14 protein-coding genes and 1 tRNA gene are annotated in these 16,821 nt (G+C 38.5%); 2 read left to right on the top strand and 13 right to left on the bottom strand.

The genetic code is table 11. The features are described 5' to 3' along the window. The first annotated feature begins 264 nt into the window (after positions 1 to 264). On the top strand, positions 265 to 1,641 hold the full coding sequence (locus HQN86_RS08135; RefSeq protein WP_172660518.1) for an aspartate kinase: 1,377 nt from the start codon (positions 265 to 267) through the stop codon (positions 1,639 to 1,641). A 9-nt stretch (positions 1,642 to 1,650) separates the two neighbouring features. Here the strand turns inward: HQN86_RS08135 and HQN86_RS08140 are convergent, their stop codons facing one another. The 10 genes from HQN86_RS08140 to HQN86_RS26705 all read right to left on the bottom strand — a co-directional run bounded on the left by HQN86_RS08140 (position 1,651) and on the right by HQN86_RS26705 (position 14,348). After that, complete coding sequence (locus HQN86_RS08140; protein ID WP_172660519.1) at positions 1,651 to 3,408, bottom strand: ATP-binding protein; 1,758 nt, start codon at positions 3,406 to 3,408, stop codon at positions 1,651 to 1,653. Between the two features lie 25 nt (positions 3,409 to 3,433). Then, positions 3,434 to 4,564: a sensor protein KdpD gene (locus HQN86_RS08145; RefSeq protein WP_172660520.1), complete on the bottom strand. Its 1,131-nt coding sequence runs from the start codon at positions 4,562 to 4,564 to the stop codon at positions 3,434 to 3,436. A gap of 225 nt (positions 4,565 to 4,789) precedes the next feature. Continuing rightward, positions 4,790 to 5,860: a porin gene (locus HQN86_RS08150; RefSeq protein WP_172660521.1), complete on the bottom strand. Its 1,071-nt coding sequence runs from the start codon at positions 5,858 to 5,860 to the stop codon at positions 4,790 to 4,792. A 168-nt stretch (positions 5,861 to 6,028) separates the two neighbouring features. Beyond that, positions 6,029 to 6,595 carry a K(+)-transporting ATPase subunit C gene (locus tag HQN86_RS08155; protein ID WP_172660522.1) on the bottom strand — a complete coding sequence of 189 codons (567 nt, stop codon included), beginning with the start codon at positions 6,593 to 6,595 and terminating at the stop codon, positions 6,029 to 6,031. A gap of 12 nt (positions 6,596 to 6,607) precedes the next feature. Next, positions 6,608 to 8,638: a potassium-transporting ATPase subunit KdpB gene (gene kdpB / locus HQN86_RS08160; protein ID WP_172660523.1), complete on the bottom strand. Its 2,031-nt coding sequence runs from the start codon at positions 8,636 to 8,638 to the stop codon at positions 6,608 to 6,610. Positions 8,639 to 8,644: 6 nt separating this feature from the next. Then, the gene (gene kdpA, locus HQN86_RS08165; protein WP_172660524.1) at positions 8,645 to 10,363 is read right to left on the bottom strand and encodes a potassium-transporting ATPase subunit KdpA; all 1,719 of its coding nucleotides are present in this window, start codon (positions 10,361 to 10,363) and stop codon (positions 8,645 to 8,647) included. A gap of 9 nt (positions 10,364 to 10,372) precedes the next feature. After that, on the bottom strand, positions 10,373 to 10,450 hold the full coding sequence (locus HQN86_RS08170; RefSeq protein WP_084498241.1) for a potassium-transporting ATPase subunit F: 78 nt from the start codon (positions 10,448 to 10,450) through the stop codon (positions 10,373 to 10,375). A gap of 288 nt (positions 10,451 to 10,738) precedes the next feature. After that, positions 10,739 to 11,845, bottom strand: coding sequence for a M20/M25/M40 family metallo-hydrolase (locus HQN86_RS08175; protein WP_172660525.1), 1,107 nt, complete (start codon positions 11,843 to 11,845; stop codon positions 10,739 to 10,741). Positions 11,846 to 12,030: 185 nt separating this feature from the next. After that, positions 12,031 to 13,368: a sigma-54-dependent transcriptional regulator gene (locus HQN86_RS08180; protein WP_172660526.1), complete on the bottom strand. Its 1,338-nt coding sequence runs from the start codon at positions 13,366 to 13,368 to the stop codon at positions 12,031 to 12,033. A gap of 20 nt (positions 13,369 to 13,388) precedes the next feature. Next, the gene (locus HQN86_RS26705) at positions 13,389 to 14,348 is read right to left on the bottom strand and encodes a zinc-binding metallopeptidase family protein (RefSeq protein ID WP_216854362.1); all 960 of its coding nucleotides are present in this window, start codon (positions 14,346 to 14,348) and stop codon (positions 13,389 to 13,391) included. Between the two features lie 250 nt (positions 14,349 to 14,598). Here HQN86_RS26705 and HQN86_RS08190 point away from each other — a divergent pair. Further along, positions 14,599 to 14,672, top strand: a tRNA-Cys gene (locus HQN86_RS08190). A 249-nt stretch (positions 14,673 to 14,921) separates the two neighbouring features. Here HQN86_RS08190 and gloA2 read toward each other — a convergent pair. Genes gloA2 through HQN86_RS08205 form a run of 3 tightly spaced genes read right to left on the bottom strand, consistent with a single transcriptional unit; the run spans position 14,922 to position 16,773 of the window. Then, positions 14,922 to 15,305, bottom strand: coding sequence for an SMU1112c/YaeR family gloxylase I-like metalloprotein (gloA2, locus tag HQN86_RS08195; protein WP_172660527.1), 384 nt, complete (start codon positions 15,303 to 15,305; stop codon positions 14,922 to 14,924). A 14-nt stretch (positions 15,306 to 15,319) separates the two neighbouring features. After that, entirely contained in the window at positions 15,320 to 16,342 is a 1,023-nt protein-coding gene (locus HQN86_RS08200; protein WP_172660528.1) for a WD40/YVTN/BNR-like repeat-containing protein, read from the bottom strand. After that, positions 16,342 to 16,773 carry a DUF2147 domain-containing protein gene (locus HQN86_RS08205; RefSeq protein ID WP_216854363.1) on the bottom strand — a complete coding sequence of 144 codons (432 nt, stop codon included), beginning with the start codon at positions 16,771 to 16,773 and terminating at the stop codon, positions 16,342 to 16,344. The genes HQN86_RS08200 and HQN86_RS08205 overlap by 1 nt, the downstream gene beginning before the upstream one ends. Between the last annotated feature and the right edge of the window lie 48 nt (positions 16,774 to 16,821).

Below are 16,821 nucleotides of genomic sequence, written 5' to 3' on the forward strand. Positions count from 1 at the left end.
AAAATGAAAAAACCTCACCCATTTTGAAAAATGCTTATTTAATCTGGATTTTAGTTAAAAAAATTAAAAACAGCTAACACAATGTGTAACTGACCTTTAGCATCAATCTCATCTTTTAGGCCACGAATTTGCATCTCTATTCACATCTTAGGTTCTCTATGCAAGGTCTAATCCCATTCGGATTTTGGCTTAGAATGGATTAGTCCTAACGTAGAATAGAAAAAATCCTTTAATTTTAAACCGAAACTGAAAGTAAAATCATACATGTTAACAGTAGAAAAAATTGGGGGGACTTCGATGAGTGCCCTTGCAGATGTTATTAATAACATCGTTTTATTTGAAAGAAGCGGTGAGGCATTATACAACAGAGTTTTTGTAGTCTCTGCATTTTCCGGTGTGACCGACCTGTTGTTGGAGAACAAAAAAACAGGAAAGCCAGGTGTTTATCATCGCATTGCTAAATATCAGGATTTTCACAGGCCGTTAATGAGTCTGATCGTTCAGTTAAAATCCATCAACAAAAAGTATAAGAGTATAGGCCTTGATTTAACTCTGGCCGATCAGTTCATAGAAAATCATATTACAGAGGCACAAAAATATCTTGAAAATCTAGCAAATATCCTGGCCTCAGGTTATGTGAGCAAAGCAGGTATTTTACAGGCGGCACGTGAGATACTAGCCTCAATTGGAGAAAGCCACTCTGCTTTTAACTTTACTAATATCTTAAAGAACATGGGTATTAATGCTATTCTTATAGATTTGAGTGGTTTTAATGACCATAGGGCATTTACTATTGACCAGCGGATAAAGCATGCCTTTAAAAATATCGACTTCGAAAACACAGTGTGTATAGTTACAGGATATGCTAAAGGAACCGAAGGTATTATGCGTGAATTTGACCGGGGATATTCTGAAGTAACTTTTAGCAAAATTGCTGAATTCTTAAAACCTCAGGAAGCAATTATTCATAAAGAATATCATCTATCAACAGCAGATCCGGCGTTAGTGGGGATAGAAAATTGTACCCCGGTTGGTTACACCAATTATGACATTGCCGATCAGCTGGCAGATGTAGGCATGGAGGCAATCCATCCCAAGGCTTCAAAACCTCTGGAAATCAACGGGATTCATCTACGAATAAAAAACACTTTTGAACCTGCCCACCCTGGCACATTGATCACCAGGAATTTTATTTGTGAGCATAAACGGGTGGAAGTAATTACAGGAACAGACAAATTGCTATTGATTGATGTTTATGATCCATTAATGGTAGGTAGTGTGGGTAGCGATCTGCACATCATGCAAATTTTCTATAAACACCACATTAGTTATACCTTTAAGGCAACCAGTGCCAACAGCATATCTATTGCAATTTGGGAACGAGATTTTGTTAAAAAACTAATTAGTGATCTGGAAGATGACTTTGAAAAGGTAACTATTGAAGAAGTTGCTATGGTATGCCTCTTAGGATCTAACATAGACCAACCGGGTTTGTTGGCAAAAAGTGCCTACGCTCTAACCGAAAAAGGGATAAACATTAAGAGCGCAGGCTTTGCATTAAGAAAAGTAAATATTCAGTTTTTAGTTGCACGCGAACACTTTAAAACTGCCATCATTGCACTTAACTCTGCAATGAATTAATAACGCATTTTATACTGCTATTGGTAGCTGAAAGCAAAATCTGCTTCCTTCTCCAATAGCACTTTCCACCCAAATCTTTCCGCTTTCTGCCTCTATGAAGTCTTTGGATATTGCCAATCCTAATCCAGACCCTGATTTATTATTTCCGTCGGTAGGAACCTGAAAATAACGGTCAAACAACCTTTTCTGATACTGCTCATCAATTCCTTTTCCAAAATCCCTCACAGAAAATTCTATGTTTCCATCCTTTTCAATTATCTGAATAATCACTTTAGATTTTTCTGAGCTGTACCTCAAAGCATTAGATAAAAAATTAACCAGCACCCATGCGGTCTTTTCAGTATCCACAAATACTTTAGCCAAATTATTTTTGCTGATCAATTCCAATTCTATCGACTTCTGCTCTGCCTGAAACCTTACAGCATCCATAGCATAAATAGCGATCTTACGTGGGTCAGATTTCACAAAATTTAATTGCAGGTTACCTGTTTCTACCTGAGCAAGATCAAGTAGCTCCGTTGTAATCTTTAATAAACGTCCGCAATCCTCCTTAATATGCTGAACAAGTTCCTTCTGCTCGGCATTCATTGTACCAACGCGCTCATCATCCATTAATTTTAAACTCATTTTAATAGATGATATCGGCGTTTTTAATTCATGAGATACAGTAGCAATAAAATTTGTCTTTGCTTCGTCTAATTCCTTATACTGTGTTATGTTTTTTAGTATATATACTTCACCAGCAGTTCTTCTGGTCTCAGTAATTATCTGTTCGTCCTGATCTTCATAGGCTACCGGAACTGTGATCTCCCTACGCTCCAACTGGAAGTAAGACTCTTTATTATCAGCATAGATCTTCATTGGTTTGTCTACACTATTGATTTGCAATATTCTATTTAAAAGATCATTTCTTTTCATTAGCTCTAAAGCATTTAATCCGATAATATCTTTTTCGCTCAGGTTTAACAACTGTCCGGCTACTTTATTCAAAAATAAGATCTCTTTTTTCTCGTTCAGACCAATAATTGCATCCTGCATTTGTTCAATAATGGCTTCTATCCTTAGCTTTTCGGATTGAAGTTTGGCCAGATTACTGTTTTCCCATTTGTTGAGCTGAGCAGCCATAGCATTAAACTCTGTTGCGAGCTCCGAAAACTCATCAGTTCCATTGAATTCCAAACGCTGTTTATAATTTTTCCGACTGATTTCTTTAATCGCTTCAGAGAATTCCTTTAGGGGATTGGCTACAAAGCCCGGGAAATTTACAACAAAAGAAAACAAGATTAGAAAGCACATTGAAGCCGCAAAGATCAGATAAGTTGCTGCCTTTTCGACGCCCCTTTGGGCAGCAGCATTTTTTCTGACAATAGCATTCATATTCACCTCATCAATGATCCTCAACTGCAATCGGGCATTATTTAATGCCAACTGCTTGGCTGATATATTTTTTGCCGGGTCTACAATAATCTTATAGGCTTCAGCAAGTCTAAGTACAGACTCATGCTCTCCTTTTTCAGTAATGTTATTTCTTTCTTTTGCCAAATGGATTCCAAACTGTTCAGCCTCTTTCTGCGAAAGTGGTATTACGCTTTCATCAAGTATCTTTCGCATCTCGCCAGAAAAATTTAAGCTCTCGTAGTTGTCCTTTAAGATTACCTTGGAGCTTACAGAAATTTTGTTCATATAGTAGAGCGAGATCGCTCCGAAGAATATCACGACCACGAATAAGAACCCGAATCCGAGGCGTAGTTTAGTTTTTATCTTCATGGTTTATAATATTAAATTTTTAACGTCATGATAATATAACAAGATCAGTTTCGGTAGCAGAAATACTTCGCAAAAGTTGGTTAAAAACAGCAGTTCTCATAATGATCTGAAATAAATTTAAGTGTGGCTTTCCTATACATATTGTGGTAATTTCTTTTTCTTCAGCAACCTTCAATATAGCGCTGGTGATATGATTGCTTTTAACTTTTATCACCTCTGCACCTAGCTCGGTTGCCATTTTAAAGTTGTTAATCAGATGTCGCTGCACGTCTAATTTAATCCGATCTCCACTTTCATTATCGTTTTGTACATATAGCACTATCCATGGTGAACGGTAATAGGAAGCAAGTCTTGCGGTTTTTCTGATTACTATTTTAGCTGTTGTATTATTAGTAGATATACAAGCTAAAAAACGCTCAGGCCGAAGCTTGATCTGCTTAGGAATTTCGATATTGATTTTCCTTTCCAGGTGATGGGCAACTTCTTTTAAAGCAAGTTCACGAAGTTGGAGTATACGCTCTGGTTGAAAAAAATTTCCGAGGGCCCGTTCGATCTTACTTTTATCATAAATTTTCCCGGCTTTTAACCGCTCTATCAACTCATCTGCGGTTAGGTCTATGTTAACGATCTCGTCCGCTGTTTCTAAAATCTTATCTGGTATTCTCTCTGTGATAGGGATCCCGGTAATGGTTTCAATATCCTCATTCATACTTTCAAGATGTTGAATATTTACAGCAGAGATCACGCTAATTCCCGCTTCAAGAATATCAGCAACATCCTGCCAGCGCTTAACGTTTTTACTCCCTTCAACATTTGTGTGCGCTAATTCATCAACAATAACAACCTCTGGGTGCGTATTAATAATTGCGTTTACATCCATCTCCTCCAGCTCTTTACCCTTATAAAAGAGTTTTCTTCGGGGAATAATCGGGATACCGTCTAATAATGCATGTGTTTCAGCTCTGTTATGGGTTTCTATATAGCCAATCCGAATATCAATACCATTCTTTAATAAAGCATGGGCTTCCTGCAACATTCTGTACGTTTTCCCCACGCCCGCACTCATGCCAATATATACCTTAAATTTCCCTCTTCTGGACTTCTTTACCAGATCAAGAAATTTCCTTACCGAGTCTGCTTTATTATCTTCTTCCATGGCTCAATAAAATTACCATTTAATAATGATGTAATTATTAGTCATCAAATACCATAATCCACCAATAATCAACCCAATACCAAAACACAGAATCAGTTTACCAAAGGGATTACTCACAAAACCCCGAAATGTCCATTTTTTCATAGTAAATATTTGATTTTAACAATTACGGAATCCGCCTGGTTTTAGGTGAATTCCGTAATTCTAAACTATATTAATCTAAGTCTAAAAAGCAACAGCAATACTTGCTGTAACTGCAGCATTGTTGTCTACAGCATTTAAATTACGCACAAATATTTTGTCTTTACTGCTATACATTTTACCTTCCAATCTAATTACTGCATTACTCACAGGCGCGTAATCCACATTAAGGGAATATCCGGTTGTTTTAAAGCCATTAGGTGTTCCGGTAGCAATAAAAACACCATTCTTATCCTGGTAATATTCTCCTCTTGCGGCAACCGCCCAGTTGCTGTTGATCTTGTATTGTGCAACGGCAACAGGCGAAAGAACTTCATTTTTGTCGCTGCTTCCTTTTGTTTTCTGCTGTGTTCCGTAATCAAAGCCAAGAGTCAATCCAAACTGATCAGTTACCTGGAATATTCCATAAACATTATGATAGAACCGTGTTACCCTTATAGAGTCAGCACCTTCTGTTCCCAGGTAATTACTATAGTTGACAGTAATTTTATCTGTTGGTTTCCATGTTAACTGTACACCACCGGCCGGCTGGCTGTTTCCGCTCTGACGGGTAATTCTTTGCCATCCGTTCAAATAAAATGCGGCAGCAGTAAACTTTCCATCACTAGTACCATAGGTAATTTTTGCACCCGATTCATAATAAGGTGTATTTTCTGATGAGATGTTTCTTGTTAATACCCAGCAATCTTTAGAAACGGCACTTTCAAAACCAATATGTGAAGAGAAAATTCCGGCATCCAACCATAAATTAGCTGTTTTGGAAAGTTTAACCCCAGCATTTGCTTCATAGATGTTTTTTAACACCCCAGGCTCAGCCGCTAGATTTGCATTGGCATAACTTCCCGCCATTACAGCTACATTTGCCCTGATGGTTCCATTATCGTAATTCCCTTTGATGAAACCCAAATTTAAGTTCATTTCGTTATGACGGTTATGAGAATAGATAAATCCAGGTCTGTTGTTATCCGTCGGTTTATTAAAATCGTAACCGAAATAAGTTTCCAGGTAACCACTCACTTTGATTTTTGATGTTTCCTGGCCGTATGCTAAAGATCCCGTAGTTAATGCTGTTGCTAATATTAAAAGTTTTTTCATTTATAGTTTTGTTTTTTCTAGATATGGTCATCTCTGATGGCCACGTTATTGTATTATTTGTTGTTTTTGGATTAAAATTTAGGCCATACTTCCCCTGCCGCTGCCTGATCCGGGGTTTGGCAAACGCATTATGGATCAGGCAGGAGTTTCGGAGCGAGAGTCGTAAGATTATTTTTTTAGCTCATCCAGGGCAAGGTTAAGCTTAAGTACATTTACGGATGACGGGCCAAACAGTCCTAACAATGGCCCCTGAGTATTTTTAACTACCAGTTCAGCTACTGTCTTTTCATTTATTTTACGATAAGCAGCAATTCTTTTGATCTGGATAATGGCACCCTGTTCGGAAATGTTTGGATCTAAACCACTACCTGAAGCAGTGACCATATCGGCTGGAATATCAGCCTTTTTCAAAGATGGGTTGTATTTTAGCAAAGTGTCGATTCTGCTCGAAACCTCTTTTAGGTAATCAGGATTTGAAGGCCCCTTATTGGAGCCGGCCGAGCCTGCAGCATTATAACCAACCGCAGAAGGTCTTCCCCAGAAATACTCCGGTTTGGTAAACGATTGGCCAATTGCGGCATAACCAACAACTTTACCATTTTTGCTGATCTTTTCGCCGCCACCATTTCCTTTTGAGAAGCCACCGGCAAAAGCAACAATCAATGGATAAATAACGCACAGTAATACCATAAGTACTAGTGTTAAGCGTAAGGATTGTATGATATATTTTTTCATGATTTCTATTTTTTAAACAAATAAGCCTACAACAATATCAATAAGTTTGATGCCTATAAAAGGGGCTATCACACCGCCAAGTCCATAGATCAGTAGATTTCTACGCAACAACGCACTGGCACCGATTGGTTTATATTCAACACCTTTTAAGGCCAGAGGGATCAGGATAGGGATAATGATTGCATTGAAAATTACAGCAGATAAAATCGCACTCTCAGGACTATGCAATCCCATAATATTTAAACTCTGTAATGCAGGAATCGAAGCAATAAACAATGCCGGTACAATCGCAAAGTACTTCGCTACGTCATTGGCAATAGAGAAGGTAGTAAGTGTTCCGCGGGTGATCAGCAATTGTTTACCGATTTCCACAATCTCTATGAGCTTGGTCGGATCATTATCCAGATCCACCATGTTACCTGCTTCTTTGGCTGCCTGCGTACCACTGTTCATAGCCACACCTACGTCTGCTTGTGCAAGTGCAGGGGCATCATTGGTACCGTCACCCATCATGGCTACAAGTTTACCCAAGGCTTGTTCTTCTTTGATGTAATTCATTTTATCCTCAGGTTTAGCCTCAGCAATAAAATCATCCACACCGGCTTTCTCTGCAATGAATTTTGCGGTAAGGGGGTTGTCTCCGGTAACCATTACCGTTTTTACACCCATTTTACGCAGGCGCTCAAAACGCTCACTAATGCCGGGTTTAATGATATCCTGTAATTCAATTACTCCAAGTGCTTTTTCATTCTCAGAAACAACAAGCGGTGTTCCCCCATTATTGGCAATTATTTTCACCTGCTCCTCAATGTCTATTGGAAAAGGATTTCCAGCCGTTAAAACAATGTTACGGATAGAATCAAATGCGCCTTTACGGATTCTTTTTCCATCCGGAGTATCCAAACCACTTGACCTGGTTTCAGCAGTAAATTTGATGAATTTAGATCCTTCAGGTGCAGTAAGTAATTTATGATCTTGCAATACCGCAAGCTCTATAATAGATTTACCTTCGGGGGTTTCATCAGCTAGAGAACTTAACATACAGGCATCAACGAATTGCTTCTTATCCATCCCCGAAGTAGGGTAGAAATTGGTGGCCTTACGGTTACCAATAGTAATGGTACCTGTTTTGTCCAGTAATAAAACGTCAATATCGCCTGCTGTTTCCACAGCTTTACCTGATTTGGTAATTACGTTGGCACGCAGTGCCCTGTCCATCCCGGCTATACCAATTGCAGACAGCAGTCCGCCGATAGTGGTCGGAATCAAGCAAACAAACAAGGAGATCAATGCAGCAATAGTAATCGGAGTATTTGCATAATCAGCAAATGGCTTTAAGGTAACGCAAACAATAATAAACACCAAGGTAAAACTGGCGAGCAATATGGTCAATGCAATCTCATTGGGTGTTTTTTGTCTTGATGCACCTTCAACAAGGGCAATCATTTTATCCAGAAAACTTTCACCCGGCTGGGTATTTACCTGAACTTTGATATGGTCTGAAAGCACTTTTGTACCCCCGGTAACAGAAGATTTATCGCCTCCCGACTCACGGATTACCGGAGCCGACTCACCGGTAATGGCGGATTCATCAATGGTAGCAATACCTTCAATAATCTCTCCATCGGTTGGAATGGTATCTCCCGACTCGCAGAAAAATATGTCTCCTTTTTTTAATTGGTTCGAAGAACGGATCTCGATCTTTCCATTTGCCAGAACAACCTTAGCTGGTGTTTCTTCACGTGTTTTCCTTAAACTATCCGCTTGTGCTTTTCCTCTGGCCTCGGCAATGGCTTCAGCAAAATTTGCAAAAAGAACAGTAAGCAGTAATATTAAAAAGATAAAAAAATTGTATAGTGGTGATCCCTGACCTGCGTTACTCATGGAGTATACAGTTACGTAAGCCATGATTACGGTACCGATTTCTACGGTAAACATAACCGGATTACGAACCATTACTCTGGGGTCAAGTTTGATGAAGGACTGCTTAAGTGCAGTTTGCACTAAAGCGGGTTCAAATAATTTATTAGATGAGTGTTTCATTATAATCTATTTAAGCATGGTAAAGTATTCTGCCAATGGGCCTAAAGCCAGAGCAGGGAAATAAGAAAGCGCATTCAGTACAATGATCACTGCAAAAGTCATCAGACTGAAAGTCAAAGTATCTGTTTTCAAGGTACCAGCAGACTCCGGGATGTATTTTTTAGAACCTAGTAAACCTGCAATGGCAACAGGGCCTATAATCGGTAGGAAACGACCAAGGAATAGAACGAAGCCACTGGCTACGTTCCAGAAAACATTATTGTCACCCAGACCTTCAAAACCAGAACCGTTATTGGCATTGGATGAGGTCATTTCGTACAACATCTCCGAGAAACCGTGGAAGCCGGGATTGTTTAACCAGTTCTTAGGTTGTACCGCCCATCCAGCTTCCCCGTGATTCGTAAATACATAACTGGCAATTGCCGTTCCTGCCAAGATCAGAAAAGGACTCAGTAAGGTGATCAATGCTGCAATCTTAACCTCTCTGGCTTCTACCTTATGCCCAAGGAATTCCGGTGTTCTTCCCACCATCAATCCGGAAATAAATACAGCAATGATCAGGTAAATAAAATAATTCAATACACCAACACCGCAACCTCCATAAAAAGAGTTGATCATCATACCCAGTAATTGCCATGCGCCTGTTAGTGGCATGGTACTGTCATGCATCCCGTTAACGGAACCGGTAGAGATAATGGTGGTTACTGTGCTCCAATAGCCGGTTATGGCTGGGCCAAAACGAACTTCCTTGCCTTCCATAGCCCCGGTAGCCTGCGAAATGCCCATTTTTGCAATGGCAGGATTTCCTCCAAGCTCGGAACTTACAGTAGGGATCAGCAGGAGTAGCATACCAATCGTCATGACCCCAAAGATCATCCAGGCAAGTCTCCTACGTCTGATGAAAATGCCAAATGCGATGACCATTGCAATAGGAATAATTACCTGTGCAACCAATTCAACGGTATTGGTGATGTAATTCGGATTTTCCAAAGGGTGGGTAGAGTTTGCACCAAACCATCCACCACCATTAGTACCCAAGTGCTTAATGGCAATAAAAGCAGCTGCAGGGCCTCTTGAAACATTTACTGTATCTCCCTGAACAGAAATAAACTGATCTTTAGCTTCATAGCTTGTTGGAGAACCGTTAAAGGCAAGAATAATTGCCATTACCAATGATAACGGAAGTAATAACCTGGTAATAGATTTCACAAAGAATTCCCAGAAGTTACCAAGTTTAGTGCTTGTTTTATCCCTGAAAGCTTTAAAGAAAACTACAGCAGCAGCAAGGCCTGTAGCCGCACTAACAAACTGGAGAAACATCAGTACAAAATGCTGGGTAAGATAAGTTACACCCGATTCTCCTGAATAGTGCTGCAGGTTACAGTTTACCACGAAACTGATGATTGTATTAAAAGAAAGATCGGGTGTCATTCCTGGGTTTCCGTCAGGATTCAACGGAAGCTTGTCCTGATACATCAGAACAAAAAATCCATAAACAAGCCATACAAGATTGATGGTTAACAGCGCCTTCATGTGCTGCTTCCAATTCATCTCTTCTTTGGGGTTAATACCAGAAAGCTTATAGATTGCGGATTCAATAGGTTTTAAAAAGTCTGTCCAAACTTTTTCTCCGGCAAATACCTTTGCCAGGTACTTGCCTAGCGGAATAGCGATGACCAGTGTAAGCAGGTAGGTCGCAACAATTCCAAGTAATTCTGTGTTCATAATGTACAATTAAAATTTTTCAGGTTTAATCAACACGTAAATCATATAGATAAATACGGCGATTGCGATAATAAATAATGCAGTCATAATTTTAGATTTTTTCGAACCAGTCGATTGATTTGTAAACTACCCAGCAGAGGATCAGCAGGGCTAAAAAAAGCAGGATTGTAAGCATGATATTTTTATTTTGTGAGAAGCATAAGCCAATTCATATACCACACTTAGATATAAACACATAAAATCCTGATTTACAGATACATAAAACACAAAAATATTTTAACATCTTATTATTGAACAGAAAAACCCTTCCATTATGGAAGGGTTTTTATCAAAATGAAAAAGTCTGTTTTGTATCAATTAGAATGGCACTTTTCATCATGCGGAGGTGTATAATTGCTGATCCAGACTAGAATCATTAACAAGATATGGGAAAATAGATTCTAAAAGATTGATATAAATGGTGATCCCATCACTTATTTCTGCAAGATAAATGTATTCATCAGCTGAATGAGAGCGGGCAGAATCTCCAGGGCCTATTTTAACAGATGGCATTTCAAGCCAGCCCTGATCGGAGCTGGTTGGGGAGATGTATGTTTTTCTGCCAATGGCAATACCAGTTCTGACAAGGGGGTGCAAAAGATCAATTGCTGATGGTGTGAGTACGTTAGGACGAAGCGTGGTATCACAAAAGGTATGATTTTTAATTGTATTGAGTATTTCCTTTTCTGTATAACTATGATCAAATCTGATATCAATGGTAAAGCTGCATTCGCCCGGAACAATGTTATGCTGTATACCCGCATTGATCTGAGTAACAGTCATTTTTACTGGATTTGGAAGATTAGAGTCAATAGGAAAAACATAGCTTGAAAACCAATGAATGTCTTTCAGCGCTTTGTAAATGGCATTATCTCCTTCTTCTCTTGCCGCATGCCCGGGCCTACCAGTCGAAACGCAGTCCAATACCATAGAGCCTTTTTCGGCAACCGCCATATGCATATTCGTAGGTTCCCCAACAATCGCAAATGAAATAGGCATTAAATCATCCAGAATAGACTTAATCCCTTTTCTGCCAGAATTCTCTTCTTCTGCAGTTGCGGCCAGGCATAAATTAAAAGGAAGGTCTTTCCTTTCATAGAAAAAAAGAAACGCAGAAATCAGTGAAACCAAAGGTCCGCCTGCATCGTTACTACCCAAGCCATAAAGTTTTCCATCTTTAATCAGCGGCACAAAGGGATCGTTATTATATTGATCATTTGGTTTCACTGTATCATGATGGGAATTCAATAAAATGATGGGTTTTAAGGGATCAAAGTATTTATTGTAACACCAGATGTTATTGTATTTACGGATAGTAAATACTTCATGGTCATTTAAGAAGGATTCAATACAATCTGCAGTTAGCTTTTCCTCTGTACTAAATGAAGGGATTTTAATTAGTTTTTCCAGTAGTTCAACCGCCTGGTCATATAATTTGTTCATATTGATGATGTTTATGATTAAATGTTGAACACGGCAATTCAAAAGGAATGCCCCAGTCATAAATCATCAAAAAAATGCAGTTAATTAGCTTAAATAAGCGATAAAATATTTTTTAGGTCTTGAATGAATAAAATTTACCATATCAAAATGGTATGATTAATTTCATTTTGAAGAACTGGGAGTTTCTAAATTTTATATTCTTCAATTTTTCGATATAATGTAGTAAGTCCTATCCCCAATAAGCGGGCAGTCTCTGTCTTATTTCCTTTGGTATATGTTAGTACTTTAAGAATATGCTGTTTCTCAACCTGCTCCATTTTCATTGGATCTGTCTCCCCTACCTGTTGCTCTAAAGCGTGAAACTCATAAGGTAGCAGATTCGCTGTAACTGAGTTCCCGTCGGCAAGAATAACGACACGCTCAATTACGTTTTTTAGCTCTCTGATGTTCCCCTTCCAGTTGTGCTTAAGGAGTAGTTCAGCAAAATCATCCCCCATTAAAAGCTCCTGCTTGTTTACTTTATTCGCAAATTCTTTTAAATAATGTTTGGCGATTAGTAAAATATCTGATTTCCGTTGAGATAAAGGTGGAAGTTCAATAGAAAATACGGAAAGGCGGTAATAAAGATCTAATCTGAACTTCCCACTTTCTGCTTCCGTTTTTAAGTCTCTGTTGGTGGCAGCAATAATGCGGACATTCACTTTACTTGTTTGGGTATCTCCTACCTTTATAAAGGTTTGATTTTCCAATACGCGAAGCAATTTTGCTTGCAAATCCAGGTTCATCTCTCCAATCTCATCCAGAAACAAAGTTCCTTCATTTGCTTCTTCCAGCAAACCTTTTTTATCTCTTACTGCTCCAGTAAATGCACCTTCTTTATGCCCAAACAATTCACTTTCTAAAAGTTCATGATTAAATCCGCTACAGTTTACGGCAACGAAAGGCTTCATTTTCCTTAAACTTTCGTAATGTATCGCTTGTGCGAACACCTCTTTCCCCGTACCCGTCTCGCCAAGTAAAAGAACAGTAGTATCTGTACCGGCAACCTTTTCAGATAGCGCTATCGCTTCTTTAATAGCCTTAGACTGACCAAGTATGCCCGTAAAATCATATTTTCTGGCTACTTTATTTTCCAGTTCACTAATCCTAAACTGGAGTTTGGCTTTATCTAATGCTTTATAAACAAGGGGGATGATTTTGTCATTATCATCCCCCTTAGTAATATAATCAAAAGCGCCATTGCGCATTGCCATTACACCATCTTGTATTGTACCAAAAGCAGTCAGATTGATCACCTCGGTATAAGGTTTTATTTTCTTGATCTCTTTTACGAGTTCAACTCCATTAATATCCGGAAGTTTTACATCACTAATTACTACATATACATCCTGGGCAGCTAGAATTTTCAGGCCTTCTTTGCCTGTATTTGCCTGAAAAACCTTGAAGCCTTCCAATTCAATGATGCGCGCCAGCAGGCTGCAGATCTTTTTCTCGTCGTCTATTATTAAAACGGTGTTTTGCATCGCTGATAATTTCAACAATATTAGCAATTATTCAAGACAAGTTGCTGTTCGTAGACGGAATCGTCTATAATAGAAACATTAAAAACATCCTGCCTTACTGTAAATTTACATCTTGTATGATTTCTAATTGTATTTAAAATCTCCTTTTCAGTATAATTATGATCGTAAACAATTTCAACGGTGAACCGACACTCTTTTGAGCTGCAGTTTTGTCCACCGTCCATATTTACATTTGTAACGGTCATTTTAACTGGATCTGGAAGGTCTGATTCAATTGGATATATATATTCAGAAAACCATAAAATATCTGTTAAAGCGCTGCAAATAGCATTAGTGCCTTCTGCTCCTGCGGCAAGGCTTAATTTTGGACAGGCAATACAATCAAGAGTCATCTCACACTTTTCAGTGGCTTGTGTTAAAGCATAACTGCTAAAACTTTCTTTGTGAGGATCAAATAACATAGCTGTACATAAGCAATTGCATCTTTTTTTACCCTCAAGAACATTGTAATTAATACAGCTTTTACAGCCCTCCCAAAAATGTTCATCATGCGTAATTTGGTCAAATGTTACCGGTTCAAAACCCAGTTGATAATTCATTTTCATAATTGCCGCTCCAGATGTAATGCTAAATATCTTGGCCTCTGGATATATTCTTCTTGAAATTTTAAATATCCTTTCCTTAATTGCCTTAGCCACACCAGCATTTCTGAATTTGGGAGCTACAATTAAACCAGAGTTAGACACAAAGGAGCTGTTTTCCCAAACTTCAAAATAAGAGAACCCAACCCATTCACCACCCCCGGTTACTGCAATAACAGCTTTTCCTTCTTTTATCTTTTGGGCGATAGATTCGGGACTGCGCTTTGCGATCCCAGATCCTCTGGCAATTGCCGAAGATTCAGTTTCTTTAACGATTTCATCAACATGTTTTATATCAGCGACGGTAGCGATACGAACAAATATCATTTGATTTTCCATTTTTTTAAAAGATTAATGAACGGCTTTATCAAATGAGATGCCCATATAAAGCTTACAAGCAAGAAATGCCCTTAGTAATTAAATAAAGTCGTTTACCACCTATTTCTTGCCTTTTAGCCAATAAAAATAGTCTTCCAATATGGTATGGTTTATTCCGTTTTGGTTGGGCTCATGGATAAAAAAATAAAGTTTGAAAAAAAATATAAATAAAGTCTACAGTTTTAGTAGACTTTATTTATATTTGTCCCATAGTCATGTGGCCGAGTGGTTAGGTGAGGGTCTGCAAAACCTTTGACGGCGGTTCGAATCCGCCCTTGACGTCCAGTTCAATTTCTACATTGTCTGAATCATTAGATGTTTGGTTAGATCTAAGTTTTGTTTAAAAAGCAGCCAGGTTGGATGACCTGGCTTTGCTATTTAACAGCAGAAATGTATTTCCAGATCAGAAAGAAAAACTATTGCGAAAAGAAACGGGGATACAGCAATCCGCCGTATCCCCGCTATCTAAATTAACGCTCTCATATACATAGACGCCTAAATATTCTATTTATTGTATTAGAGGTAAAAAAAATATTATTTTTCATAAAATTCAATCGGGAGTTGGTCGGGATCAGAAATAAAAGTAAAACGTTTATCAGTAAACTCATCAACACGGATCTGTTCAGCTTCTACACCTTTACTATTAAGCACACTAATCACCTTATCAAGATCATCTACTTCAAAAGCAAGATGTCTTAATCCTGCAGCTTCTGGTCTTGAAGGACGTTTAACCGGATCAGGGAAAGAGAAAAGTTCTATAATGTAAATGCCATTTAATGCCAGATCTAGCTTGTACGATAACCTTTCGGCTCTATATACTTCTCCAATTATTGTAAGTCCTAAAACATCAGTATAAAATGCTTTCGAAACTTCATAGTCACTACATATTATCGCAATGTGATGGACTTTATTTATCATATTCTCAGTTCGTGTTACTTGGCTGCAATTGTAAGTTTATAAATCTCTCCCTTGTTTCCCGCTAAAAGAATAAGCTTACCCTTTTTTGCTTTTTGGACCACATTGAAGCTTGAGGTGGAAATATTATGCCAATTCAACCCTCCATCTTTAGATACATCAGTGCCGGATGTGCCGGTTGCCAGCAAAACCTTTGAATTAACATAAGCAACTCCCGAACGGAAACCGCTTACAGGCTTTAGAGGTTTTTTCCAGCTCTGTCCTCCATCATTGGTCAACAATACATTATTGGTATTCTCTTTATCTTTTAAATAATTCCCACCAACAACAACCCCTTTGTTCTTGTCAAAAAATGCGATAGAGAACGGACCGGTGCTACTTTCTCCCTGTAAAATAGGACATTTAAAAACCTTCCAGGTGTATCCGTAATTGTTCGAAAAGTAAATATTAGATACCGCACCACCGGTTGCAATCCATACTTTACCCTTACCGATTGTTTTAATAGTAGATCCACTAGCAGCAAAGCTGGCTTCACCCGGGGCCATATTTGTTTTCAAATTATCCGAAACATCTGTCCATGAGGCTCCACCGTCTCTTGTTCTAAGAAGCTGCATCTTGTTCTTGATCGGATCACCAAAAGTCATTCCTGTTTGCCCATCCCAAAAGTCCATACCATCCAGAAAAATTGCAGAATCAACATTCTTATAATGCTCTGTCCATGTTTTACCACCATCTTTCGTGAGTAAAATAAACGCAGGAGCACCCGCATTTACAACTACCGCCCTATCCGCATCAAAGGCTTCAATATCTCTAAAATCAAGGGTTTCATACCCAGCAGGCATTATCCATTCCCAGGTTACACCTCCATCAATAGTTTTCCCAATACTGCCATTACTACCACTTACCCAGGCAACATGATCAGAAACAATAGACATACCCCTTAAGCTTGTATTTGTACCTCCTGTTAAGGGTATTAACTCATAGGTTTGTCCGAACCCTAATAAGGGCAAAAAAACCAGGCACCAGATTAGTTTTTTCATTATTTAACTCTTTTCCAAACTTCTGATCTGCCAATCAGAGAGATACCTACATATCCTCTCATGTTTAGCTGACCGTTATCTTTAAGTGTCATATTGCAGCTATAGGTCTTACCCGACTTAGGATCATATATCGTCCCATCAGTCCATTTACTACCTGCAAAAACAAAATCTTTAAGTATTTCTAATCCTAGTATGGGTCTTGATTTCAAGCTTGCATCAGGGTTTTTCAAATCCGTTTTAACAATTCCTTTGTCGTCTTTTGTTTCTTTGAGCCAAACTATTTTACCAAAGTATTTATCACCTTTTTTGGCTATTTCTACGTGAGCCTCACCGGTTGAATTGATCCATTTTCCAAGGATGGCATCCTTGTTTTGCGTAAAGCCAGAGAAAGATATTGCAGTGAAAAGCAACAGCAGTGAAAAATATTTCATAATCATAAGTTAGTGTTTTTTAAAGTTAACAAATCAGCCATAGAATAA

Source organism: Pedobacter panaciterrae (assembly GCF_013204795.1).
In the GTDB taxonomy this organism is placed as follows: domain Bacteria; phylum Bacteroidota; class Bacteroidia; order Sphingobacteriales; family Sphingobacteriaceae; genus Pedobacter; species Pedobacter panaciterrae.

What these genes read in the sequence shown, in the direction of transcription:
- HQN86_RS08135 (WP_172660518.1), top strand. Translation starts at nt 265, where the DNA reads ATGTTAACAGTAGAAAAAATTGGGGGGACTTCGATGAGTGCCCTTGCA.
- HQN86_RS08140 (WP_172660519.1), bottom strand. Translation starts at nt 3,408, where the DNA reads ATGAAGATAAAAACTAAACTACGCCTCGGATTCGGGTTCTTATTCGTG.
- HQN86_RS08145 (WP_172660520.1), bottom strand. Translation starts at nt 4,564, where the DNA reads ATGGAAGAAGATAATAAAGCAGACTCGGTAAGGAAATTTCTTGATCTG.
- HQN86_RS08150 (WP_172660521.1), bottom strand. Translation starts at nt 5,860, where the DNA reads ATGAAAAAACTTTTAATATTAGCAACAGCATTAACTACGGGATCTTTA.
- HQN86_RS08155 (WP_172660522.1), bottom strand. Translation starts at nt 6,595, where the DNA reads ATGAAAAAATATATCATACAATCCTTACGCTTAACACTAGTACTTATG.
- kdpB (WP_172660523.1), bottom strand. Translation starts at nt 8,638, where the DNA reads ATGAAACACTCATCTAATAAATTATTTGAACCCGCTTTAGTGCAAACT.
- kdpA (WP_172660524.1), bottom strand. Translation starts at nt 10,363, where the DNA reads ATGAACACAGAATTACTTGGAATTGTTGCGACCTACCTGCTTACACTG.
- HQN86_RS08170 (WP_084498241.1), bottom strand. Translation starts at nt 10,450, where the DNA reads ATGACTGCATTATTTATTATCGCAATCGCCGTATTTATCTATATGATT.
- HQN86_RS08175 (WP_172660525.1), bottom strand. Translation starts at nt 11,845, where the DNA reads ATGAACAAATTATATGACCAGGCGGTTGAACTACTGGAAAAACTAATT.
- HQN86_RS08180 (WP_172660526.1), bottom strand. Translation starts at nt 13,368, where the DNA reads ATGCAAAACACCGTTTTAATAATAGACGACGAGAAAAAGATCTGCAGC.
- HQN86_RS26705 (WP_216854362.1), bottom strand. Translation starts at nt 14,348, where the DNA reads ATGGAAAATCAAATGATATTTGTTCGTATCGCTACCGTCGCTGATATA.
- gloA2 (WP_172660527.1), bottom strand. Translation starts at nt 15,305, where the DNA reads ATGATAAATAAAGTCCATCACATTGCGATAATATGTAGTGACTATGAA.
- HQN86_RS08200 (WP_172660528.1), bottom strand. Translation starts at nt 16,342, where the DNA reads ATGAAAAAACTAATCTGGTGCCTGGTTTTTTTGCCCTTATTAGGGTTC.
- HQN86_RS08205 (WP_216854363.1), bottom strand. Translation starts at nt 16,773, where the DNA reads ATGAAATATTTTTCACTGCTGTTGCTTTTCACTGCAATATCTTTCTCT.